The 24771-nt window shown below is 35.8% G+C and carries 22 protein-coding genes, 4 tRNA genes and 1 riboswitch; of the genes, 18 read left to right on the top strand and 8 right to left on the bottom strand.

The genetic code is table 11. The annotated features are described in order from the left end of the window. Positions 1-60 precede the first annotated feature (60 nt). A complete protein-coding gene (gene znuB / locus HSM_RS07805) occupies positions 61-846 on the bottom strand; it encodes a zinc ABC transporter permease subunit ZnuB (protein ID WP_012340656.1) in 786 nt (261 codons plus the stop codon). A 9-nt stretch (positions 847-855) separates the two neighbouring features. Further along, the gene (gene znuC / locus HSM_RS07800) at positions 856-1650 is read right to left on the bottom strand and encodes a zinc ABC transporter ATP-binding protein ZnuC (RefSeq protein WP_012340655.1); all 795 of its coding nucleotides are present in this window, start codon (positions 1648-1650) and stop codon (positions 856-858) included. A 188-nt stretch (positions 1651-1838) separates the two neighbouring features. Between znuC and mepM the strand changes: the two genes are divergently transcribed. The 4 genes from mepM (at position 1839) to cysB (ending at position 5847) form a co-directional block, all read left to right on the top strand. Then, positions 1839-3215, top strand: coding sequence for a murein DD-endopeptidase MepM (mepM, locus tag HSM_RS07795; protein ID WP_012340654.1), 1377 nt, complete (start codon positions 1839-1841; stop codon positions 3213-3215). Between the two features lie 142 nt (positions 3216-3357). Further along, positions 3358-4386 carry a porin OmpA gene (gene ompA, locus HSM_RS07790; protein WP_012340653.1) on the top strand — a complete coding sequence of 343 codons (1029 nt, stop codon included), beginning with the start codon at positions 3358-3360 and terminating at the stop codon, positions 4384-4386. A gap of 101 nt (positions 4387-4487) precedes the next feature. Continuing rightward, positions 4488-4814, top strand: a complete 327-nt coding sequence (grxD, locus tag HSM_RS07785) for a Grx4 family monothiol glutaredoxin (RefSeq protein ID WP_012340652.1) — start codon at positions 4488-4490, stop codon at positions 4812-4814. A gap of 61 nt (positions 4815-4875) precedes the next feature. Then, positions 4876-5847, top strand: a complete 972-nt coding sequence (gene cysB / locus HSM_RS07780) for an HTH-type transcriptional regulator CysB (RefSeq protein WP_012340651.1) — start codon at positions 4876-4878, stop codon at positions 5845-5847. Positions 5848-5897: 50 nt separating this feature from the next. Here cysB and purR read toward each other — a convergent pair whose 3' ends face one another. Further along, positions 5898-6899, bottom strand: coding sequence for an HTH-type transcriptional repressor PurR (gene purR / locus HSM_RS07775; protein WP_012340650.1), 1002 nt, complete (start codon positions 6897-6899; stop codon positions 5898-5900). A 148-nt stretch (positions 6900-7047) separates the two neighbouring features. Then, positions 7048-7182: riboswitch (molybdenum cofactor riboswitch) on the top strand. On the opposite strand from purR, the gene moaA reads away from it, so the two are divergent. From moaA to nagA, 6 genes are all read left to right on the top strand, one after another. Continuing rightward, a complete protein-coding gene (gene moaA, locus HSM_RS07770; protein ID WP_012340648.1) occupies positions 7171-8187 on the top strand; it encodes a GTP 3',8-cyclase MoaA in 1017 nt (338 codons plus the stop codon). It overlaps the preceding riboswitch by 12 nt. A gap of 9 nt (positions 8188-8196) precedes the next feature. Beyond that, complete coding sequence (gene moaC / locus HSM_RS07765) at positions 8197-8673, top strand: cyclic pyranopterin monophosphate synthase MoaC (protein WP_012340647.1); 477 nt, start codon at positions 8197-8199, stop codon at positions 8671-8673. A 21-nt stretch (positions 8674-8694) separates the two neighbouring features. Then, entirely contained in the window at positions 8695-8940 is a 246-nt protein-coding gene (gene moaD / locus HSM_RS07760) for a molybdopterin synthase sulfur carrier subunit (protein ID WP_011609184.1), read from the top strand. After that, positions 8941-9393 (top strand): molybdopterin synthase catalytic subunit MoaE, encoded by a 453-nt coding sequence (moaE, locus tag HSM_RS07755; RefSeq protein WP_012340646.1) that lies wholly within the window; start codon positions 8941-8943, stop codon positions 9391-9393. A gap of 231 nt (positions 9394-9624) precedes the next feature. Then, complete coding sequence (gene nagB, locus HSM_RS07750; protein WP_012340645.1) at positions 9625-10431, top strand: glucosamine-6-phosphate deaminase; 807 nt, start codon at positions 9625-9627, stop codon at positions 10429-10431. A gap of 12 nt (positions 10432-10443) precedes the next feature. Beyond that, positions 10444-11592 (top strand): N-acetylglucosamine-6-phosphate deacetylase, encoded by a 1149-nt coding sequence (nagA, locus tag HSM_RS07745; protein WP_012340644.1) that lies wholly within the window; start codon positions 10444-10446, stop codon positions 11590-11592. Between the two features lie 97 nt (positions 11593-11689). On the opposite strand, the gene folK is transcribed toward nagA, so the two are convergent. The 3 genes from folK to dksA all read right to left on the bottom strand — a co-directional run bounded on the left by folK (position 11690) and on the right by dksA (position 14275). Beyond that, on the bottom strand, positions 11690-12166 hold the full coding sequence (folK, locus tag HSM_RS07740) for a 2-amino-4-hydroxy-6-hydroxymethyldihydropteridine diphosphokinase (RefSeq protein WP_012340643.1): 477 nt from the start codon (positions 12164-12166) through the stop codon (positions 11690-11692). After that, positions 12163-13536, bottom strand: coding sequence for a polynucleotide adenylyltransferase PcnB (pcnB, locus tag HSM_RS07735; RefSeq protein WP_012340642.1), 1374 nt, complete (start codon positions 13534-13536; stop codon positions 12163-12165). The genes folK and pcnB overlap by 4 nt, the downstream gene beginning before the upstream one ends. Before the next feature lie 301 nt (positions 13537-13837). Further along, positions 13838-14275: an RNA polymerase-binding protein DksA gene (gene dksA / locus HSM_RS07730; protein WP_012340641.1), complete on the bottom strand. Its 438-nt coding sequence runs from the start codon at positions 14273-14275 to the stop codon at positions 13838-13840. Between the two features lie 298 nt (positions 14276-14573). Between dksA and HSM_RS07725 the strand changes: the two genes are divergently transcribed. From HSM_RS07725 to HSM_RS07690, 8 genes are all read left to right on the top strand, one after another. Then, positions 14574-17000, top strand: a complete 2427-nt coding sequence (locus tag HSM_RS07725; RefSeq protein WP_041605115.1) for a DNA internalization-related competence protein ComEC/Rec2 — start codon at positions 14574-14576, stop codon at positions 16998-17000. 51 nt (positions 17001-17051) lie between these two features. Continuing rightward, on the top strand, positions 17052-18800 hold the full coding sequence (gene msbA, locus HSM_RS07720) for a lipid A ABC transporter ATP-binding protein/permease MsbA (RefSeq protein ID WP_041605303.1): 1749 nt from the start codon (positions 17052-17054) through the stop codon (positions 18798-18800). Between the two features lie 45 nt (positions 18801-18845). Beyond that, positions 18846-21002: a bifunctional 23S rRNA (guanine(2069)-N(7))-methyltransferase RlmK/23S rRNA (guanine(2445)-N(2))-methyltransferase RlmL gene (gene rlmKL, locus HSM_RS07715; protein ID WP_012340636.1), complete on the top strand. Its 2157-nt coding sequence runs from the start codon at positions 18846-18848 to the stop codon at positions 21000-21002. Between the two features lie 160 nt (positions 21003-21162). After that, a tRNA-Met gene (locus HSM_RS07710) sits at positions 21163-21239 on the top strand. Between the two features lie 5 nt (positions 21240-21244). Continuing rightward, positions 21245-21329 (top strand) — tRNA-Leu (locus tag HSM_RS07705). 27 nt (positions 21330-21356) lie between these two features. Beyond that, positions 21357-21431 (top strand) — tRNA-Gln (locus HSM_RS07700). Between the two features lie 46 nt (positions 21432-21477). Further along, positions 21478-21552: transfer RNA gene (locus tag HSM_RS07695), tRNA-Gln, on the top strand. A 282-nt stretch (positions 21553-21834) separates the two neighbouring features. Then, positions 21835-23100 (top strand): NRAMP family divalent metal transporter, encoded by a 1266-nt coding sequence (locus HSM_RS07690; protein WP_012340635.1) that lies wholly within the window; start codon positions 21835-21837, stop codon positions 23098-23100. Between the two features lie 101 nt (positions 23101-23201). On the opposite strand, the gene HSM_RS07685 is transcribed toward HSM_RS07690, so the two are convergent. Next, on the bottom strand, positions 23202-23801 hold the full coding sequence (locus HSM_RS07685; protein ID WP_012340634.1) for a protein-methionine-sulfoxide reductase heme-binding subunit MsrQ: 600 nt from the start codon (positions 23799-23801) through the stop codon (positions 23202-23204). Further along, the gene (gene msrP / locus HSM_RS07680) at positions 23801-24754 is read right to left on the bottom strand and encodes a protein-methionine-sulfoxide reductase catalytic subunit MsrP (RefSeq protein ID WP_012340633.1); all 954 of its coding nucleotides are present in this window, start codon (positions 24752-24754) and stop codon (positions 23801-23803) included. Before msrP ends, HSM_RS07685 begins: the two co-directional genes overlap by 1 nt. Positions 24755-24771: the final 17 nt, after the last annotated feature.

The raw sequence follows: 24771 nt of genomic DNA, 5'->3' as shown, positions 1-24771 counted from the left end.
ATAATAAAAAGAAAGACGTAAGGTATTTTGGTTACCTTGCGTCTTTTTATTGTAATTTACCTAATTATTTTCTTTTTTAAATAAAGAAAGAATAAATAAGAACGTAGAGCTAATAACAACGGAAGGACCGGAAGGCGTATCATAGAATGCTGATAATGTTAATCCTAATGTGATGGAAATCATACTCACAAAAATAGCAATAATCACCATCATTTCCGGACTTCTTGCAAAACGTTTTGCCGTTGCCGCTGGAATAATCAGTAATGAAGTAATAATTAAAGCACCTACAAATTTCATACTTAATGCAATGGTAAGTGCGGTTAAAATCATTAATAGAAACTGCATTCTTTTGATATTAATGCCTTCAACTTGAGCAAGTTCAGGACTGACGGTAATTGATAATAAAGGTTGCCAAAAAAAGATTAAAATTCCTAATACGATGCTTACTCCGATGGCAATAAAATAGAGATCATCAAATCCCAGTGCCAATAAATCTCCAAACAAGTAAGCCATTAAATCTACACGAACATTTTGCAGTAAAGCAACGGTAACGACACCAAGAGATAAGCAACTATGTGCAATAATACCTAACAAGGTATCTATGGAGTATTGCGTATTACTTTCCAGCCAAACCATTAAGATCGCTAATAATACGGTTAATATTAGAATAGCAACATATGGATTGATGTGTAAAAAAATGCCTAAGGTAACACCAAGTAAGGCAGAGTGTGCCAATGTATCACCGAAATAAGCCATCTTCCTCCAAACAACGAAAGAGCCTAAAGGTGCGGTAATTAATGAGAGTAATATTCCGGTTAGCCAAGCGGGAAAGAGAATTTCAAGCATTTTTATTCCTTAATTTATTTTGTGTTTACATTGTGTAGACCGGAAATCTTGACCACAACAAATATCACCATGAATATTATGTTTATGATTATGGTGATGAGTATAGAAAGCGATATTTTTTGCGAATTGATTGCCAAAGAAACGAATAAAAACCGGATCATTGGATACTGCCTCAGGAGAGCCTGCACAGCAGATGTGTTGATTAACGCAAAGAACTTCGTTTGTGTCTGCCATGACAAGATGTAGATCATGGGAAACCATGAGAATGGCACAATTGAGTTGTTGTTGAGTTTGCTTTATCAGTTGATAAAGTTCTGCTTGTCCTGTTATATCTACTCCTTGAGTAGGTTCATCCAATACAAGTAAATTAGGCTTATTCAAAATAGCCCTAGCTAGCAAAACACGTTGCATTTCACCGCCGGACAGTTTTTGCATAGCGTTCAAACGTAAATGTTCAATGGAAAGTAATGTTAAAGCATCTTTTATATCTTGTTTATGCGTCCCTTTTCTTAAAGATAAAAATTTTTCTACGGTAATAGGCAAACTTTTGTCCAAATAAATGTTTTGTGGAACATAACCAATGACGACATTTTTGCTATAAATAACTTCACCGCTTGTGGCGGGTAACAGTTTTAATAGTACTTTGAGTAATGTTGATTTTCCGCCTCCATTCGGTCCTACAATGGTCATAATGGAATTGGGATAAATCGTTAAATTAATATCGCTTAGAATAGTCTTTTGTGCGAATGTTACATTAACGCCTTTTAATTCGATTAATGGATATTTTAGAGAGTGAATTTGCATAATAAACAAATGTCTGAGGTAAAATTGAAGTAGAAAAATAGCTTATTTTTTTTATTTTAACAAGGTGTAGTAATTATTTATGTCTATAAATTATGCGGGTGTATAATTTTTTTTATGAAATGAAATGAATTTTTAGTACAATTCTCGGTCTTATTGAAGTTCTGAAATTTTATAGAGTTGTTATTAGAATGGTGCAGCACATTAAATTAGCTAGAGATAGACGCAAAAAGAAATTCTACATAAAAGTTGCCGTTTTTTTTGTAGCTATTTTATTTATTTTAATGGGTATAGGGTTGTTCTTGAGAAACGATGTTTCTTCTCAGAAGCCTACATCCGTTGATATGCCAATTGCAAATGAAAAAAATAACAGTGAATTGTCTTATGATGATTTAGACGGTTTGGATGATGAAACGGATCAAGTTAATTTGGATAATGAAATATCATCATTGCCTGATAATGCCAAAGATGCGTTAAATAGTTTATTAGATGCAGCGGATCAGGCAATGCGGATTAAAGATCAATTTTCTCATACTGTTGTACGTGGCGATAAATTGAAAGATGTACTGGAACATTCAGGGTTGGATGAGGAAATAAGTCGTCAAATGATGGCGAGTTATCCAGAATTAAAAAACCTGAAAGCTGGCCAACAAATTTATTGGATATTGGATAATGATGGAAATTTGGAATATTTAAATTGGCTTGTTTCCGAACGTGAAGAACGTATTTATGAGCGAGTTAATGAATCTCAGTTTAAACGTCAAATTTTAGAAAAGAAAAGTGTTTGGAAAGAAGAGGTTCTAAAAGGACAGATAGAAGGATCATTTTATGCCAGTTTGAAAGCCTTGGGCTTGAGCAGTAAACAAATTGCTCAATTAACTACCGCACTTCAGTGGCAGGTAAGTCTTAATAAGTTAAAAAAAGGGGATAAGTTTGCCGTTTTAGTTTCGAGAGAGTATCTGGATAATAAATTGACTGGGCAAGGCAAGGTCGAAGCCATACATATTATGTCCGGTGGAAAAAGTTATTACGCAATCCAAGCAAATAATGGACGCTATTATAGTCGTCAGGGAGAAACTTTAGGGAAAGGTTTCGCACGTTATCCTTTATTACGTCAAGCTAGGGTGTCTTCTCCTTTTAATCTTGCTCGCCGTCATCCCGTTACAGGAAAAATACGACCGCACAAAGGGGTTGATTTTGCTGTACCTGTAGGCACGACTATCATCGCTCCGGCAGATGGAGTAGTAGAGAAAGTCGCTTATCAGGCTAACGGTGCCGGACGTTATATGATGATTAGACATGGCAAAGAATATCAGACAGTCTATATGCATTTAAGTCGCTCATTAGTCAAACCAGGGCAATCGGTAAAAAGAGGACAACGTATAGCATTATCGGGAAATACCGGACGTTCAACCGGTGCTCATTTACATTACGAATTTCATATTAACGGTAGACCTGTTAACCCGTTAACAGTGAAATTACCGGGAACAAGTAATCAAATGGCAAGTCATGAAAGAAAAGAATTCTTAGTTAAAGCAAAAAAAATGGAAAATCTGCTTAAATTTTAGGCTTTAATAAGATAAATCAGAGAAAAAATTTATCTTTTTTGTAAAATTAGGTTAAAATCCCACCTTAATTCCTAGAGATGTTTAAATCTTCGGAATACATGTAGTGCTTAATTTCTTGATAATTAATATAGAGGAAATTCAAATGAAAAAAACAATTATTGCATTATCTATCGCAGGTTTTGTCGCTTCTGTACAAGCGGCACCTCAAGCAAATACGTTCTATGCCGGTGCGAAAGCCGGTTGGGCATCTTTCCATGACGGTCTTAATCAATTTGAAAATTCTACAGAAAAGAAAGGAACAGTTCGTAATTCAGTAGCTTATGGTATTTTTGGTGGTTACCAAATTACCGATCATGTTGCTGTAGAGTTGGGTTCTGAGTATTTCGGTCAAGCGAAAGGCCGTAAAGATAAAAAAGAAGCTAAACATACCGCTCAAGGGATGCAATTAGGCTTAAAAGCAAGCTACCCTGTATTAGAAGGCTTGGATATTTACGGTCGTGTAGGTGCGGCGTTAATTCGTTCTAATTATCTTAATGTTAAAAATTTCGAAAATTCAGCAGACGGTGTGAAAAACACTTTAAAAGTTTCTCCGGTTTTCGCAGCGGGTGTTGAATACAGCCTACCTTCTTTACCGGAATTGGCATTACGTTTGGAATATCAATGGGTTAAAGGCGTTGGTAAAGCACGTAAGAATGATGGTAAACGTTTCGACTATACACCAAGTATCGGTGCGGTAACACTTGGCTTATCTTACCGTTTCGGTCAAAAACCGGTTATGGCACCTGAAGTAGTAAACAAAGTGTTCAGCTTAAATTCAGATGTGAATTTTGCCTTCGCTAAAGATACATTAAAACCTGAAGCTCAACAAACATTGGACGGTGTTTATGGTGAAATCGCACAATTAAAAACCGCACAAGTTTCTGTGGCTGGTTATACAGACCGTATCGGTTCTGATGCGTCAAACTTAAAATTATCACAACGTCGTGCGGATACTGTAGCAAATTATTTAGTCTCTAAAGGTGTTGCTCAAGATGCCATTAGTGCGGTAGGTTACGGTGAAGCAAATCCGGTGACTGGTATGAAATGTGATTCGGTTAAAGGCCGTAAAGCACTGATCGCCTGTTTAGCAGAAGATCGTCGTGTTGAAATCTCAGTGAAAGGTAGCAAATAATATCGTTATCCTTTAGTAGATTTTATAAGCCCTAAATATTTATTTAGGGCTTTATTGTATTATGCTACAATTCAGCCCGAATTTACCTTATAAGAGATATTATGGAAACTTTAGACAAAATTAAAAAACAAATCAGTGAGAATCCAATTCTTATTTATATGAAAGGATCGCCTAAATTCCCGTCGTGTGGATTTTCTGCAAGAGCGGTTGAAGTATTAATTAATTGTAATGTCCCTTTTGGTTATGTTGATATTTTACAACATCCAGATATTCGAGCGGCATTACCGAATTATGCTAATTGGCCTACTTTTCCGCAATTGTGGGTAGAGGGAGAATTAATTGGTGGTTGTGACATAATGCTAGAAATGTTTCAACAGGGAGAGTTGCAACCTCTATTATCTGAAGTCGCAGCTCGTTATCCACAATAAATTTTTTATCGAAGGTGTGTTTTGACGCACCTTTTTTCTCATTGAGATTTTAGGTATTGCTATGAAAATTCAGCAATTTCGTTATATTGTTGAAATTGTTAATCAAAATATGAATGTTACTGATGCGGCTAACGCATTGTTTACTTCTCAGCCCGGTATCAGTAAACAAGTTAGGTTGTTAGAAGATGAGTTGGGTTTAGAGATTTTTGAACGCAATGGTAAACATATTAAAGGCCTAACACCGGCAGGGGCAAGAATTGTCGCCGTGGCAAGGGAATTATTAGTTAAAACACAAAATATTAAAGCAATTGCCAATGAATATACTCGTCCAAATTGTGGAGTTTTACGTATTGCGACAACAAATACGCAGGCTCGTTATATGTTACCTTCCGTCATTAGACGTTTTTCTAAACAATATCCGGAAGTAAGTTTACATATTCATCAAGGTTCTCCTACGCAAATTTATGACGCTCTTTTATTCGGTGAGGTTGATTTTGCAATTACAACAGAAGCACAATATCTTTTTGATGACGTTGTTTTATTGCCTTGTTATATGTGGAATCGCTCAGTAATTGTCAAACCGGAACATCCTTTGGCTCAATGTAAGAAATTGACAATTGAAGCACTTGGTCAATATCCTCTAGTGACTTATACCTTTGGTTTTACAGGGGGATCTGATTTAGACTATGCTTTTAATAGTGCGGGGTTATTGCCTAACATTGTTTTCACAGCGACAGATGCCGATGTTATCAAAACCTATGTCCGTTTAGGGTTAGGCGTAGGAATAATGGCATCAATGGCACACACTGAGGCTGACAATGATTTAGTTGCACTTGATGCAAGCCATTTATTTAGATCGAGTATGACACAAATAGCGTTTAAACATGGTATTTTTTTAAGAAATTATATGTACGATTTTATTCAATATTTCTCACCGCACTTAACTCGAACATTGGTCGAGCAAGCTGAACGTTTAAGAGATAATAATGCGGTGAAAAAATTGTTTGAACATATTCAATTAGATAATAGATAAAAAAATAAATACCTACAAAAATATTATGGAGATTTATTTTAAGATAGATTTTATAGCGTTTTCACTGATTTGCGAATAACAAGCTCAGGATAAATTTCTATAATTTCATGTTCTTTCCCCTTTTCACTAATCCGTTTAAACAATAGGTTAATTGCCTGTACACCTAAACGAGATTTTGATTGATGTATCGTTGTTAAAGGGGGAGAAAAGAAGCGTGAGGCATGAATATTATCATAACCAATAACTGAAATATCATCAGGCACTTTCAAACTTTTTTCTCCAATTGCTGAAATTGCACCCAATGCCATAACATCGTTACAACAAAAGACTGCAGTCGGCAGTTTATCTTGCACAAGAATTTTATTCATACATTCATAGCCATCTTCCGGTTCAAAGAAGCCCTCCATGATCCAGTCAGGATTGATAGCCAGATTTGCTTCTTGCATTGCTTTTTCAAATCCCTGATAACGCATTACTGCGGTAGTTTTTTTTAATTCTCCGGAAATAATCGCAATATCTTTATGACCATTATCAATCAGATATTTTGTCGCAATATATCCACCGGAGAAACTGTTATCTTGGATAAGATCCGTATTTTCATTAAATGGTCCCCAATCCATGACAACCATCGGCAAATCTTCGAATGCGGCAAGGAGATTAAGAGAGTTTTGAGTATATTCAGCACACATAACGAGTAAGCCGTCAACACGTTTTTTAGCCAGCATGTCGAGATGGTTTTTGATTTTCTCCGGATTATTTTGCGTGTTGCATAGAAATAGAGAATAACCTTGTCGATAACAAAGCTCTTCCACGGAATGAATAATTTCTGCAAAATAGGGAGTTTCACAAGTTGTAACAATCATTCCTATAGATTTTGTTGTATTGACTTTTAAACTCCTGGCAACCGCACTTGGTGAGTAGTTGAGGTTTTTTATTGCTTGCAAAACTTGTTGTTCAGTTTCTTTTGCAACAAAACGTGTTTTATTGATGACATGGGAGACCGTTGTTGTGGATACTCCCGCCATTTTTGCCACATCTTTAATTGTTGCCATAATATCTCTCCATAAAATTTCACCTATTATAAAGATTGAAATGCTTAAGGTGAATGTTTATCACTTAAATTTATGTACTAAATTACAATTTTTTAATTTCATTCATTTAAGACTAGGCTAATGAGTTAAATTTCTTTAAAATACGAGCGTTATCGCATAACTCCGAGCTTGTTTACCTAAGTTGAAAAATAAGGAAACAATGCCAGCAAATATAATTGCTCAGGGATAATATTGGAAACGACTTATCCTTTCTTATTTAAAAAGGTGTCTAATGCAAAGATCTATTTCTATTCATAATGTTATTGAAAATCATCTTATTGATGCGTTTCAACGTAAATACTATTATTTACGCTTGTCTGTCACGGATATGTGTAATTTTCGTTGTAACTATTGTTTACCTCATGGCTATCGAGCGGAAAGCACAAAACCCAGTTTTCTGAATCTGGTTGAAATTAAACGATTGGTGAATGCCTTTGCACAATTAGGTACAGAAAAAGTTCGTATTACCGGTGGTGAGCCAACTCTTCGTAAAGATTTCCTGTCCATTGTTGAAAATATTCGTGCTATTGAAACAATAAAAAATATTGCATTGACGACTAATGGCTACAAAATGGCTAGACAAGTTGAGGATTGGAAAAAAGCGGGAATCAGTGCAATCAATGTGAGCGTGGATAGCCTTGATCCTAAAATGTTTCATGCGATTACCGGCGTTGATAAATTTCACGATATTATGCGAGGAATTGACCGTGCTTTTGAAATTGGTTATGAAAAAATTAAAGTGAATTCAGTGTTAATGAAATCTCTCAATGATAGGGAGTTTGATCAATTTTTAATGTGGGTCAAAGAGCGTCCTATTCAAATGCGATTTATTGAATTGATGCAAACCGGCGAAATGGCTCAATTTTTTCATCAATACCATTTATCAGGTCAAATTTTAGCGGAAAAACTTATAAGAGAAGGGTGGAGCATACAGAAAAAAGAACGTGCAGATGGACCGGCAAAGGTATTTGCACATCCTGATTATAAGGGCGAAATTGGATTGATCATGCCTTATGAAAAAAATTTTTGCACAAGTTGTAACCGTCTAAGAGTTTCGGCAAAGGGAAAATTACACTTGTGTTTATTTGGTGAAGAAGGAATTGATCTACGAGATTTATTGCAATTTGATGAGCAGCAGAACCAATTAAAAAGTCGAATTTTTACAGCATTGCAAAGTAAAAGAGAACATCATTTTTTACATATTGGCGATAGCGGTATTCGAAATCATTTGGCGAGTATTGGAGGATAAAAGGAAAATATGACAACATTTACGCATATCAATCATCAAGGTGAAGCGAACATGGTAGACGTATCTGCTAAACAAGATACTGTTCGTGAAGCAAGAGCGGAAGCATTCGTTCGAATGTTGCCGACAACATTGAACATGATCCTTTCAGGGCAGCATCATAAAGGTGATGTGTTTGCTACTGCACGTATAGCCGGAATTCAAGCGGCAAAACGTACTTGGGAACTTATTCCGTTGTGCCATCCATTGTTATTATCAAAAGTTGAAGTAAATTTGACCGCACTTCCTGAAATAAGTAGTGTTCGTGTTGAAAGTATATGTAAATTAAGTGGAAAAACCGGCGTTGAAATGGAAGCATTAACCGCCGCCAGTATTGCTGCATTGACCATTTATGATATGTGCAAGGCAGTACAAAAAGACATTGTTATTGAACAGGTTAGATTACTTGAAAAGAGCGGTGGAAAATCAGGGCATTTTATTGCTGAATAGACAAGAAGTGAATTTATAAAGATGTTAAAAGTATTATTTTTTGCACAAACGAGAGAATTAATCGGTGTTGATGAATTAGAGGTTAAAGCGGAATTTGCAACAGCAGAGCAGTTACGTCAACATCTCAGCCAAAAAGGTGATAAATGGGCATTAGCTTTAGAGAAAGGGAAGCTATTGGTTGCGATTAATCAAACGCTTAAACCGTTGGAAAGTGCGGTTCGTTCCGGAGATGAAATTGCATTTTTCCCACCTGTTACGGGAGGATAAATGCCAGATATTAAAATTTCCGTTCAAGAGCAAAATTTTGATCAAAATGCGATTTATCAATGGCTAACCGAGCCTCATAGCGTAGGTGCTGCGGTTATTTTTATCGGTAAAGTAAGAGAGATGAATTTGGGCGATTCGGTTTCCGGTTTATATTTGGAACATTATCCGGCAATGACAGGGAAAGCCTTGCAGGAAATTGTTGTCGAGGCAAAAAAACGTTGGCAACTTTATCGAGTTGCAGTTGTGCATCGTGTCGGTTTGTTAAATACGGGTGATGAAATTGTCTTAGTGGGTGTCAGCACAGCTCATCGAGGTGATGCTTATCAGGCTAATGAATTCATTATGGATTATTTAAAAAGCAAAGCCCCTTTTTGGAAAAAGGAACAAACTTGCCAAGGTACACGTTGGATTGAACATCGAGAATCCGATCAACAAGCGTTGGAAAAATGGTAAATCAAAAGGTTTATATTATCCTTTATACCGACACCATTAATGTTGCTTAATAATATGTTTCGCAATGTGGAACAATCCAAATGTAGCGGTTATTTATCTGTGATTGAGATCACTATTTTAAGAAATAGGCTAATTATTATTAGATTTAGTGTATAATTTTATTTATTATTCTATTTCTGAAATAAAACTTCATTTTGTACATGACAATATCGAAATAATTAAGGTGATTTTATGCGTTTAATTCCATTAAAAACAGCACAACAAGTCAGTAAATGGGCTGCAAAATATATTGTTGACCGTATTAATACATTCGCTCCTACTGCAGAACGTCCGTTTGTACTAGGTTTACCAACGGGAGGAACGCCATTACAGACATATAAAGAGTTAATTAAACTGTATCAAGCGGAGGAAGTGAGTTTTAAATATGTTGTAACTTTTAATATGGATGAGTATGTAGGTCTACCTAAAGAACATCCTGAAAGTTATCATTCTTTTATGTATAATAATTTTTTTAATCACATCGATATTCAGCCACAAAATATTAATATTTTAGATGGGAATACAGATGATCATGATGAAGAATGTCGCCGTTATGAAGAGAAAATTAAATCTTACGGTAAGATTAACTTATTTATGGGCGGTGTAGGGGTTGATGGGCATATTGCCTTTAATGAGCCGGCATCTTCTCTTGCCTCTCGTACTCGAATTAAAACATTAACAGAAGATACATTAATTGCCAATTCTCGTTTTTTTGATAATGATGTAACTAAAGTGCCTAAATATGCACTTACTATTGGAGTTGCAACTTTATTAGATGCGGAAGAAGTTATGTTGTTGGTAACAGGACATAATAAAGCCTTGGCTTTACAAGCTGGTGTTGAAGGAAATGTTAATCATTTTTGGACAATTAGTGCATTGCAATTACATCGTCATGCTATTTTTGTTTGTGATGAACCGGCAACACAAGAATTAAAAGTAAAAACGGTTAAGTATTTTACTGAACTGGAACAACGTGCTATTCATAGCGTGCTTGATTAAAAGGACGAAAAAATGAAATATGCCTTTATAAATTGTGTGATCTATACGGCAAAAGAAGTGCTGTACGGACATGCAGTAGTGGTTGAAAACGATAAAATTTCAGCCATTGTTTCCGAAGAACAGCTATGTAATGAAATTCAACGTATTGATTTAAAAGGTAATAATTTAACCGCTGGTTTTATTGATTTGCAGTTAAATGGTTGTGGGGGCGTAATGTTTAATGAAGATATTAGTGTCCGCACATTAGAGATTATGCAAGAAACGAATTTACGCTCCGGTACGACAAGCTATCTTCCGACTTTTATCACTTCACCTGATGAAGGGATGAAAAGTGCGGTGCAAGTCATGCGAGATTATTTGGAAAAATATCAAAATCAAGCATTAGGTTTGCATTTAGAAGGACCTTATCTAAGTGTTGAGCGTAAAGGTGTGCATCGTGATGAATATATTCGAGAAATTACGCCCGAGATGAAATCTTTCTTATGTGATAATGCGGATGTCATTACTAAAATTACTTTAGCAGCAGAAAATCCAACCGCAAAACATATTCCTGAGTTTGTAAAAAATGGGATCTTGGTTTCTTTAGGACACAGCAATGCAAGCTATGAAGTTGCAAAAAAGGCTATTCAACTAGGAGCAGGTTTTGCAACACATTTACATAATGCTATGTCGCCAATTAGTTCTGGACGTGCAATGGGTGTCGTTGGTGCAGTATTAGATAGTGATATTTATAGCGGTATTATTGCCGATGGTTTACATGTGAGTTTTGAAAATATCAAACTGGATAAAAAGTTGAAAGGCGATAAACTTTGTATTGTGACTGATGCGACAGCCGCCGCCGGAGCCAATATTGAATCTTTTCAATTTGTTGGAAAAACAATCTATGTGCGAGATGGAAAATGCTATGACGCTAATGGTACATTAGGCGGTGCGGCGGTCACTATGATAGAGTCGGTAGAAAATATGGTGAAATATGTTGAAGTTCCTCTAGATGAAACTTTACGTATGTGTAATTTATATCCGGCTCGTGCAATCGGCGTTGATGATAGATTAGGTTCGATTGAAGTGGGCAAGATTGCAAACTTAACTGTCTTTGATAATCAATTTAACGTGATTGGTACCGCAGTGAATGGTGAGTGGAAAACTTATTGTAATTTATAGTCAACGACGTCAAATCCTTCGAAAAAAAATTCAACAATGTTTAAGTTGAAAATTAGTTCAGCAAATAAGGCAAATATTATGATATTTGCCTTAAATTTTATAATTTTTGCATTTGATGATGAGTGAAATTGAGCATTATATCCGCTAATTTTTCGCCATGAGGTAAAATGAGATGTGGTGCAATTTCATAAAGAGGAATGATAACAAATTCACGATTTTTCATATCGTAATGAGGAATTGTTAAGCGTTCATTTTGGATAATTTCATTGCCATATAACAAAATATCTAAATCTAAAGTACGTTCACCCCAACGACGTAACCGCACTCGTCCTTGTTGGTTTTCTATATGTTGTAATTGATCCAATAGGGCTATGGGATCTAATTCGGTTTTTAAACAAGCAACCGCATTCACGTAATCCGGTTGATCTTGTGGACCAAGAGGTTTACTTTGATAAAAAGAACTTACCGCACTTAATTTACAACTTTTGAGTTGAGCTAATGAACCTAGTGCCAGATTTAGTTGTTGTATAGGCGTATCAAGGTTACTTCCTAAAGCGATATAAACAGTCTTCATGATGATAGCGTAGATTTCCGATGTTTTTTTGAACGATAAAATTTCTTCTTCGGTTTCGGATTAAGGCGTTGTTGTTCTTTTATTAAACTTTCACGTTGATCTTGGTTACTAAGTTGATATTCATGCCACCAAGTTGCCAATTCAATTGCCTCACCCCCCTCTATTTGTGCACGCATAACGAGGAGATCAAATGCCGCCCTAAATTTGGCATGTTCCATGACTCGCATCGGAGCAGAACCGGTGCGTTTAAGCAGTTGAAGCTGTAGAAACCAAATATCTCGGATGACAGTTGTATGACGACGTGGTGCGGCAAGTGCGGTACAAAAAGCATCTAAAATATCATTACTTGCTAGAGCATAAGCATCATGATTATTGAAACTACCTTCATTTTTGAGTGTTTCAACTTTCTCTCTTAGCGGATACCAGAAGAAAGCGGCAAACAAGAAGGCAGGATTAATTGGTAAGTTATCGGCAACTCTTTCATCTGTAGAGGTAAGAGCGGTAATAATCATTTTTTCTGCAAAGCTATCCGCTTTATCGGTGAAATAAGATGTAAGCGTGGGAAATAATTGATCAAACAATCCGTATTCACGTAACAACTGATAAGTTTTTATACCATAACCCGCTTGTAAAAGTTTTACACTTTCGTCAAAAAGTCTTGCCGGAGGAATATTTTTTAATAAATGAGCCATTTTTTTGATAGGTTCTTGGCTAGGCTTATCCAAAAACATATCCAGTTTTGCCATAAAGCGAATAGAACGAAGCATGCGTACAGGATCTTCTTGGTAGCGTTTAACTGGATCGCCAATTAAACGTAACTTTCCGGCTTTGAGGTCTTCAATGCCGTTGAAATAATCACGTAATGTATTATTTTGCGGATTATAATAAAAGGCATTGACGGTAAAATCACGGCGTTCGGCATCTTGTTCAATAGTTCCATAAACATTGTCACGCAATAGCATACCGGCATTATTTTGTTTTGCCTGGCGTTCATTATGATTGTCCGTGTGTGCTGCACGGAATGTTGCCACTTCAATAATATCACGTCCAAACATAATATGAGCTAAACGGAAACGACGCCCCACTAAACGACATTGTCGTTGAAAGATAGCTTGAACTTGCTCAGGTTTAGCATTAGTTGCAACATCAAAATCTTTTGGCTTTTTGCCTAATAATAAATCTCTTAAACAACCGCCAACAATATAAGCTTCATAACCATTACGATGTAATTTTTCTACAACTGACAGTGCATTACGACTGATCATACGTGGCATAATTCCGTATTGAGACGCCTTGACAACATATTTATTGTGTTGATTTTTGTGTATCGATCGCTGTTTTGTTGCAATAAAAGGCGACTCAGTTCGCATTTCCTGAGAGATAGTTTTATGTTTTGAAGTAGAAACTGTTAGAGGCAAATTTGAGCTTGGTAATTTAGCTACTTTATTTTTTTTTCTTAACAGATTTTGAATAAATTTTAAAATAATAAACCCCTTTTTTAATATCTTGTAGTTTTATAAAAATTCAAAAGTGCGGCAGAGAAGACCGCACTTTATTTGTATTAACACTAACAATTGATTTATGTTCTAAAATTTCTTTTAAGCTAACAAACCAACTATCAAAAAACGTTTCCAAAATTTATTTTTACATTATCCAAATTTGATCAATTGGTTAACCGATCATTTGTTTTTCACGAATTTCAGCTAACGTTTTACAATCAATACAAAGATCTGCTGTCGGGCGAGCTTCTAAGCGACGAATACCGATTTCTACACCACAGGAATCACAATAACCGAAATCGTCTGTTTCTAATTTTTTCAATGTATGTTCAATTTTTTTCATTAATTTACGTTCACGATCTCTCGCACGTAACTCCAAACTAAATTCTTCTTCCTGTGTTGCACGATCAGCAGGATCCGGAAAGTTCGAAGCTTCATCTTGCATATGTGCTACAGTACGAGATGTCTCTTCCTGAATTTGTGTTTGCCAAGCCTGCAAAATTTTTCTGAAATGAGAACGTTGCTCATCGTTCATATATTCTTCGCCTTTTTTTTCTTTATAAGGGTCAACGCCGGCGAGCACTAATAAACTTAAAGATGACTTAGACATTTAAATCTCCTAATAATTATTCATTCTGTGGCTTACAATTGATTGTAACTTAAGAAAGCACTTTGCAAACTGGTTATGATTGTTCAAAAACTCCAAAAAATGGAACAGCTGATTTTAAAGGCACTATAAATATCAGAAGTTGCTCAAATAAGCAAATAAATTTATGTTAACTCTTCATTTTTTTCTATTATTTTGTTGATTTTGTGATTTGTATTCCAAGATAAGTTTATCTGACTTGGTTTTTATGGGTATTTTTTTCATATTGTAGATTAAGAATTAATTAATCTTCAATTTATCAATGAAATTCAACCTTGATCATTACCTTTTTGTTATTTTAGTGAGTGCAATGACATTGCTAATTACGCCTCGTATTTTTTTATTGAATTGGCAATGGATATTGATCTTATGTCTTGTTCTTGGGTTAGGATATATTGGTGTTAAAGCAGTATTTTTTCGCTGTGTTCTAAAGCTATTTTTCATTTTTGTTCTTGGGTTGGGATTTTTTCATTATCAAGCATTAAACTTGTTGGAACAAAGTGAGCATATTACCCGCTTACCTAAAAAAGTACAAACTAACGTTAAAATAGCTGAAATTATTCAGCAGAAAGACTATCAAGCAGTGATCGCAGAAGGAAAATTCACCTCATCTTTGCCAACACAGCGAATTTATTTAAATTGGCGTACTGAGCAAGAGGTTCAAGTTGGTGAAATTTGGCAAGTAAATATGCACATTCGTCCGATTTCTTCTCGATTAAATATAGGAGGATTTGATCGTCAAACCTGGTATTTAGCAAAAGAAATTACAGCTTATGCCACAGTAAAAAGTGCGGTGAAAATTGGTGAGGATTTTTCTTGGCGAGCTACTCGACTGAATCAAGCTTTACAACAAACTTCCAATTTAGTTTCACAAGGTTTATTGCTTGCATTGGGTTTTGGTGAAAGAGCATGGTTAGACAAGGAATTATGGCAACTTTATCAACAAACCAATACCGCACATTTAATTGCAATTTCAGGGTTGCATATTGGTTTAGCTATGTTCATCGGTTTTACATTAGGGCGAGCTATTCAATTATTATTCCCTACTCGTTATATTGAACCTTATTTTCCTTTAATATTAGGGATTTTTTTAGCATTCTGTTATGCAGAATTAGCGGGATTTTCAATTCCTACTTTTCGTGCGATTGTCGCTTTATTTATAGTTTGTTTGTGTCGTATATGTCGAGTTTCCTATAGTGTTTGGCAACTATTTTTGCGGGTTATTTGTGTTTTACTGATACTTAATCCATTTATGTTATTGTCAGCCAGTTTTTGGCTATCAATCGGAGCGGTAGGTTGTTTGATCATGTGGTATCAATGGATACCGCTAAATTTATTTTTATGGAAAGAAAAGCCTTTGGCACAATCTTCCTTGAAAAAAGTGCGGTATTTTATCGGTCTTTTTCATTTGCAATTTGGGCTTTTGTGGTTTTTTACACCTATCCAACTCTTAATTTTTAATGGTATCGCCTTAAATGGATTTTGGGCTAATTTATTATTGTTGCCTTTGTTCAGTTTTTTGTTAGTTCCACTTATTCTTTTTGCTGTACTGACGGAAGGTGCGTTAAATAGCTGGAATATAGCTGATCAGCTTGCTATATGGATCAATCAATTGTTAAAGCTGTTACCAAATCAGTGGATCAATATTTCTCTTGCAGAAAGCTATTTTATTTCAGCTATATTAGCTTTGCTCTTCACCTTATGCTGTAAATGGATTATTAAGTGTTCAACCGACGATGATTTATCTTTATTGAGAAAAGTTAGAAAAAAAAGTTTTTACCCTATACGGTTGAATTTTTCGGACGGTTTTTCACATAAAAAATATCAATATGGTATGGTGGTCAGTTCAGCTATGTTTGTTATTTTTTTATGTCTGTGGTTTTTTTCGCTATATGAACAAGGGCGATTAAAAAACACACAATGGCAATTTGATACTCTAGATGTTGGTCAAGGATTGGCAAGTTTATTGGTAAAAAATCAACATGGAATTTTGTATGATACGGGAGCAAGCTGGAAAAATGGTAGTATGGCAAAAATTGAGATTATTCCTTATCTAAGAAGACAGGGTATTATTCTTGATAAAGTTATATTAAGTCATGATGATAATGATCATGCAGGTGGAGTAAAAGATATTTTCCAAGCTTATCCGAATGCTGAGTTTATTAGTCCCTCATTAAAAAAGTACGAGAATTCTCCAGAAAATAGACCGCATATTGCTTGTCAAAAAGGAAAAATATGGCATTGGCAAGGGTTATATATTGAAGCTTTATCGCCAAGTAAAATTGTGATGAGAGCCAATAATCCGGATTCTTGTGTGCTGATAATTTCAGATGGACAGCATAAAGTACTATTAACAGGAGATGCTGATGTGGCGACTGAATATAAAATTTTGTCTGACTTGGGTAAGATTGATGTGTTACAGGTCGGACATCATGGTAGTAAAACGTCAACCGGTGAGAAATTACTACAGCATATTCAGCCTAAAATTGCTTTAATTTCCAGTGGACGTTGGAATCCGTGGGGATTTCCGCATCAAGATGTCGTCAAACGCTTAAATGCGGTTGAAAGTGCGGTCTATAATACGGCCATTTCCGGCCAAATCCGTTTAACATTTAAAGGAAAAGATATTCAAATTCAAACCGCAAGGACAGAGTTTAGCCCTTGGTATAGAGGATTAATTGGCTTGTAATTTAAATAAATGTATAATGCCACTCAATTTTTTTACGATAGAAGTATGAATATGCAAGATAAAGATCTTTCTACATTACAAACATTTAAACGGCTATGGCCAACAATAGCACCTTTTAAATTAGGCTTAATTGCTTCTGCTGCAGCATTGGTATTTAATGCTTTAGCTGATGCGGCACTCATCCAAATGTTAAAACCGGTGTTGGATGAAGGTTTTGGTAAAGTTGACAATTCGCTCTTGAGAATAATGGCTATTGTGGTGGTTTTGTTAATATTTGTTCGTGGGGTCACCAATTTCATTTCAACTTATTGTCTAGCTTGGGTTTCGGGTAAAGTTGTGATGGTGATGCGTCGTAGATTGTTTAGGCATTTAATGTATATGCCCGTTACTTTTTTTGATCAGAATTCGGTAGGGAGGTTACTGTCACGTATTGTTTATGATAGTGAACAAGTAGCAAATTCTTCATCAGGTTCGCTAGTTACAATTGTACGTGAGGGGGCTTACATCATAGCTTTACTCACGGTCATGTTTTATACCAGCTGGCAATTGGCTTTGGTGCTTTTTATTATTGGTCCAATTATCGCGATTATCATTCGTATAGTGTCAAAAAAATTTCGTGAATTGGGAAAAAATTTACAAAACTCCATGGGAGATTTAACCTCTTCAGTAGAACAAATGTTAAAAGGCCATAAAGTTGTTTTAGCTTTTGGCGGACAAAAAATTGAAGAAGAGCGTTTTGATCAAGTAAGTAATAATATGCGTCGTAGAGGCATGAAAGTTATGGTAGCTAGTGCAATTTCCGATCCGGTTGTACAAATAATAGCCTCATTTGCACTTGCTGCCGTTTTATTTTTGGCAACACTACCGGAAATCATGACACAAAATCTCAGTGCGGGTTCATTTACTGTCGTTTTTTCATCAATGCTTGCTATGATGCGACCACTAAAATCTTTAACTAACGTAAATGCACAATTTCAGCGTGGAATGGCGGCTTGTCAGACTTTATTTGCATTATTAGATCTCGAAACTGAAAAGGATACAGGGAAACATGTTGTAGATACAGTTAAAGGGGAAGTGCGGTTTGAAAATGTTACTTTCAGTTACAGTGGAAAAGAACATCCGGCATTGAATAATATTTCTTTCACTATTCCGCAAGGTAAAACCGTTGCATTGGTGGGACGATCCGGTTCAGGTAAATCGACTATAGCTAACTTGGTTACTCGTTTTTATGATGTTGAACAAGGTAAAATTACTTTAGACGGGGTGAATATCCAAGATTATACTTTGGCAAATTTACGTGAACATTGTGCGGTTGTTTCACAGCAAGTTCATTTGTTTAACGATACTATTGCTAACAATATTGCTTATGCAGTTACAGAGAAATGTACTCGTGAGCAAATTATTGAAGCGGCTGAAGCGGCTTATGCTATGGAGTTTATCGAAAAATTAGAAAATGGTTTGGATACCGTGATTGGTGAGAACGGTGCGAGTTTATCAGGCGGACAGCGTCAGCGTTTGGCTATTGCTCGAGCCTTATTACGAGATTCGCCGGTTTTGATTTTAGATGAAGCAACTTCTGCTTTAGATACAGAGTCGGAACGTGCAATCCAAGCCGCTTTGGAAACTTTGCAGAAAGATAGAACGGTATTGGTTATTGCACACCGCTTATCAACTATTGAGAAAGCAGATGAAATATTAGTGATTGAGCAGGGTGAAATCAAAGAGAGAGGTTCTCATCAAGAGTTATTAGCCTTAAATGGTGCTTATAAACAGCTACATAGCACGCAATTTAATCATTAATGTTAATTGGGCTTTCGCCCAATTTTTACTTTATAGAGAGATAGAATGAAACAACTTTTTGCTACTACGTCACGTGGTTTTGAAGAACTTTTAAAAGTTGAATTAACGGATCTTGGTGCTCAAGAATGTCGAGTTGTACAAGGTGGAGTTCACTTTATTGCGAATGATGAAACGCAGTATCGCATTTTATTATGGTCAAGATTGAGTTCTCGTATTTTGTTACCGCTTATTACAACAAAAATTTATAGTGATTTAGATTTATATTCTGCTATTGTTGGACAAAATTGGTTGACTCATTTTGATGAACGAGTTACTTTTTTGGTAGATTTTAACGGTACTAATAGAGAAATTCGCCATACTCAGTTCGGTGCAATGCGTGTTAAAGATGGTATTGTAGATTATTTTGAGCGTCATGGAAAAACACGTCCAAATGTGGATAAAGAGTATCCCGATATTCGTATTCATGCCTATTTAAATCAAGATGAGTTAGTTGTATCTCTCGATTTGAGCGGAGAGGCGTTGCATCTGCGAGGTTATCGTGAAGATACAGGGAAAGCACCGTTAAGAGAAACATTAGCTGCTGCAATTGTTTTACGTTCCAGTTGGGAAAAAGGGACACCTCTTGTTGATCCTATGTGCGGTTCCGGCACTTTATTGATTGAAGCAGCACAAATGGAAGCTCAGATAGCACCACAATTACATCGTTTACATTGGGGATTTGATTTTTGGAAAGGTCATAATCAAGTTGTATGGGAAAAAGTAAAGCAAGAGGCAGTTGAGCTTGCAGAGCAGGCATTTAATCGAAAATTAACACCGCACTTTTGGGGCTTTGATTTGGATCATCGAGTATTGAAGAAAGCACAGAAAAATGCTCAAAATGCAGGGGTCTCACATCTCATTAAATGGCAACAAGGTGATGTTGCAGGATTGAAAAATCCAACTGAACAAGAAATAGGAACAGTGATTTGTAATCCGCCTTATGGTGAAAGATTAGGCACTACTCCGGCTTTAATTGCTTTATATTCTGTATTCGGTCGTCAATTAAAAACAGAGTTTGCAGATTGGAACGTTTCAATTTTTAGTGGAGAACCTGCATTGCTGGATTGTTTACGTTTACGTGCGTATCGTCAATTTAAGGCAAAAAACGGTCCTTTAGATTGTGTCCAAAAAAATTACCATATTGCTGTTCGTAAACAGGTAGAAAGTGCGGTTGAAAATTCGCAAGAAAAAACATTGACTTTTGTATCGGAAAATACACAAGTTGCACAAGATTTCGCTAATCGTTTACGTAAAAATATCAAGAAAATTGATAAATGGGCTAATCAACAAAAACTGGATGCTTATCGTTTATATGATGCCGATTTACCTGAATACAATTTGGCGGTTGATCGCTATGCGGATCATATTATAGTACAAGAATATGCGGCACCTAAAAATGTTGATGAAAATAAAGCTCGTCAGCGTTTATTGGATGCTGTAAGTGCTATTTTATCGGTAACAGGTATTGAAACGAATAAATTAATTTTAAAAGTACGTCAAAAACAAAAAGGCACCAGTCAATATGAAAAACTCGCTAATAAGGGAGAGTATTTTTATGTGCATGAATATGGTGCAAAATTATGGGTAAATTTAACTGATTATTTGGATACAGGGTTATTTTTAGATCATCGTTTGACCCGTAAAATGCTGGGAGAAATGGCTGTAGGGAAAGATTTTCTTAACTTATTTGCTTATACAGGATCTGCAACGGTTCATGCTGCGTTGGGGTTGGCAAAATCAACAACCACGGTAGATATGTCAAATACTTATTTAAATTGGGCAGAACAGAATTTGTTGTTAAATGATATTGAAGGTAAACAGCATAAACTAATTCAAGCAGATTGTTTGCAGTGGTTGAATAAATGTGATCGTCAATTCGATTTGATTTTTGTTGATCCTCCCACATTTTCTAATTCTAAAAGAATGGAAGATAGCTGGGATGTTCAACGTGATCATATTAAGTTAATGGCAAATCTAAAGCGTATCCTACGAACAAATGGAACTATCGTTTTTTCCAATAATAAACGAGGTTTTAAAATGGATATAGACGGTTTGCAAGAATTAGAGTTAAGTGCGGTAGAAATTTCTGCTAAAACGTTACCTTTAGATTTTGAACGGAATAAACAAATTCATAATTGTTGGATTATTCGACATCAATCATAAACGGTTATTAAAAACAGTATAAGATGCTTTTTATCTGAATTGTATAATCTATATGCGAACAGCACTGAAATCAAAAAAAACATTAAAAAATAGTTGACGAGTAAGGTATATATCAGCATAATTAGCCCCGCAAAGCCGATGAGGGTAATGCAAATGATATGGCTATGTAGCTCAGTTGGTTAGAGCACAACACTCATAATGTTGGGGTCACAGGTTCGAATCCCGTCATAGCCACCATGTTTGCGGGACTGGCGAAATTGGTAGACGCACCAGATTTAGGTTCTGGCGCCGCGAGGTGTGTGGGTTCAAGTCCCTCGTCCCGCACCATTCATTAGCTTGCAAATCTTTAGTAGGTGGGGTATCGCCAAGCGGTAAGGCACCGGGTTTTGATCTCGGCATTCCTAGGTTCGAATCCTAGTACCCCAGCCATACTATCCTAATCACTTCTTAATTGACTCAGATTTAGAATATCTATTGGGGTATCGCCAAGCGGTAAGGCACCGGGTTTTGATCTCGGCATTCCTAGGTTCGAATCCTAGTACCCCAGCCATCTTATTTTTCGGTTTTTCATCTTGTTACAGAAATTGTGTTCTTTGCTTTTACTTTTTATATGTTTTTTATTTGTTTGCTAACTTCTTAATTTCTAGAGTTTATTTCTTTTTATTTTTTAAAAAATAGCATTAAAATCTAGTAAAGTTAAATATTTTGGATTTATATAATTATTTTTTGTTTATAAATCTTCTTTATTAGAATTTTATTTTTTATTTTTCTCTTGTTTTTATATTTAAATATTTTAGAATTTTAATTCGTTAGATGGTTAGTAGGAATTTTTATGAAAGAAAATCAACAAGTAAATCAATCTTTTTGGGCAAAAAAATTAAGTGCACTGGGTCCTGGTATTTTAATGGCTTCAGCGGCTGTTGGCGGTTCGCATATTATTGCGTCGACACAGGCAGGTGCTATTTATGGTTGGCAATTAGCCATTATTATTCTTTTAGCGAATTTATTTAAATATCCATTTTTTCGTTTTGGTGTGCAATATACTTTAGATAGCGGTAACACGTTACTTGAAGGTTATCGCCAAAAAGGGAAATCTTATCTATGGGTATTTTTCTTATTAAATGTTTTTTCAACGGTTATTAATACTGCCGCAGTAGGCTTGCTTTGTGCGGCGATTTTAACTTTTGTATTGCCGATTTCTGTTCCGGTTCCTACATTGAGTCTGATTGTTATTGGCGTTAGCTTATTTATTTTGTTATTTGGGCAATATCGTTTGCTAGATAGTTTATCTAAACTCATTATGATTGCATTAACATTGACAACATTAACTGCTGTAATTATTGCATTAATGCGTAATGGTATTAATGGCGTTGCTTCGCAAGATTATATTGCCCCAAATCCATGGAGTCTAAGTGCACTTGCTTTTATTGTTGCATTGATGGGCTGGATGCCTGCACCAATTGAAATTTCTGCAATCAATTCAATGTGGGTAGTCGCTAAACGCCGTATTTCAAAAATATCTTATGAGGACGGCATTTGGGATTTTAATGTCGGTTATATTGGTACTGCAATTTTAGCCATTGTATTTCTTGCACTGGGTGCACTAGTCCAATTTGGTTCAGGTGAAACGGTTCAAATGGTTGGTGGAAAATATATTGCACAATTGATTAATATGTATGCTTCAACGATTGGTGAATGGGCAAAAGCACTTATTGCATTTATTGCTTTTATGTGTATGTTTGGTACAACAATTACGGTAATTGATGGATATTCTCGCTCAAATGTGGAATGTTTACGTTTAATTTTAAATAAAAAACAAAGTAGTTTAAGAACATTAAATTTAGCGATATTATTTGCCGCACTTTCCGGATTAGCGATTATTTTCTACTTCAATAATGCTGTCGGTCCAATGTTAGAATTTGCCATGATCGCTTCTTTTGTTTCAACGCCTATTTTTGCGTGGTTAAATCTTTCGCTTGTATTAAAGGGCGAACATCGGATAAGAGGCGGGTTATTTTGGCTTTCTATAATCGGTTTAGTGTATTTAACTGCGTTCACATTATTATTTATTGCCCATCAAGCAGGATGGTTTGCTTAAAGGTAGAAAGCGACACTTAGTTGTCGCTTTTTGTGTGAAATGATCATTCAATTAGCGGAAAAGTGCGGTGAAAATCAGGAGAGTTTTATACAATAAAATGTCTATTTTTTATGCAAAAATGTTAAGAGATATTTTCCGCTATATTTCCAAATAACGATCCCAACCACTGCTAGGCTTACCACAATCGGTGCTAAAGTTACACTTTTTGATGACCAATAATAATGGATTGCCGCACAGATAATTGCTATATAAGCAAGCTGATGTACTTGGAACCAACGCTTACCGAGCCATTGTTTTATTTTAGGCAATGATGTTATTGCCATTACCGACAAAATTAAAAAAGCAATACCGCCTAAAATCAGATAAGGACGAGTTATAATTTCATTTATGAATAATGAGAAATCAAATCCTAATTCCAAGAAAAGATAGCTGGCAACGTGCAATAATGCCAATACAAATGCCCATAAACCAAGAGGACGGCGTAAAATTTGGTATTGGTTTTTATTCAATAGTTGCAATAGGATACTGAGTAAAAACATAGCACAGAAAATCAAAATAGCTGTATAGCCTAAGAAATGTTCAATTTCTTTGATCGGATCGGCACCAAGTGCGGTTTCATTTCCTGAAAAAAGTACGAAAAAAAGCCATATTAATGGAGCTAAACAGCTCAAGTGAATAATAATACGTAATAATGCCAACATTAGTAATTGATCCTTAAATCCAATCCTTTGTATAAATGTGCCACTTCTCGTTCATATCCATTAAACATGAGTGTAGGTTGTCGTTTCACTCTTAATAATCCGCCGGCACCAATGACCCGTTCGGAGGCTTGAGACCAGCGAGGGTGATCCACTTTAGGGTTTACATTGGCATAAAAGCCGTATTCATTGGGAGCAAGACTTTCCCACGTAGTGCGAGGGCGTGTTTCCGATAGGGTAATTTTGACAATAGATTTAATACTTTTAAAGCCATATTTCCAAGGTACAACCAAGCGAATCGGTGCCCCATTTTGCGGTGCTAATGCTTTTCCATATAAACCTACTGACATTAATGTGAGAGAGTGCATTGCTTCGGCGAGGGTAAGAGCCTCAACATAAGGATAATGAATACCGCCTCCAAAGAAGTGATTTTTCTGCCCCGGCATTTGCTCGGGATCATACAAAGTATGAAATACCACATATTTTGCTTTACTTGTCGGTTTGGCTTTTTCTAATAATTTATTGAGTTCAAAACCAATCCAAGGTACTACCATTGCCCAAGCCTCAACACAACGGAAACGATAAATACGTTCTTCTAAGGGAAATTGAGTGAAAAGCTGATCATAGTTGAGCGTAAAAGGATTTTCGACTTCTCCTCCAATTTCCAGTTTCCATGGGTTTACTTGAAATTTTTTGGCATAGTGTGCAGGAGAACCTTTATCTACACCGAATTCATAGAAATTGTTGTAGCCGGTTACTTTATTTTCGGGGGTTAAAATTAAAGTAGATTCTGTTGATTTTTTATATTCAAGTGCTTTCAAGTCGCTACTTTCTTGTGCAAAACTAAACGTTGGTAATGCAGTTGCCACCGCACTTAATCCGAAGGCTTTAATAATTTTACGACGTTGGTAGAAAATTTCTTCAGGTGTAACATCGTTTGAGGTAAGTTTTTTCATTCTTAAATCCTATATTA

Source organism: Histophilus somni 2336, from assembly GCF_000019405.1.
GTDB classification, from domain to species: Bacteria; Pseudomonadota; Gammaproteobacteria; order Enterobacterales; family Pasteurellaceae; genus Histophilus; species Histophilus somni.
This window is presented reverse-complemented; position numbering and strand designations above follow the sequence as displayed.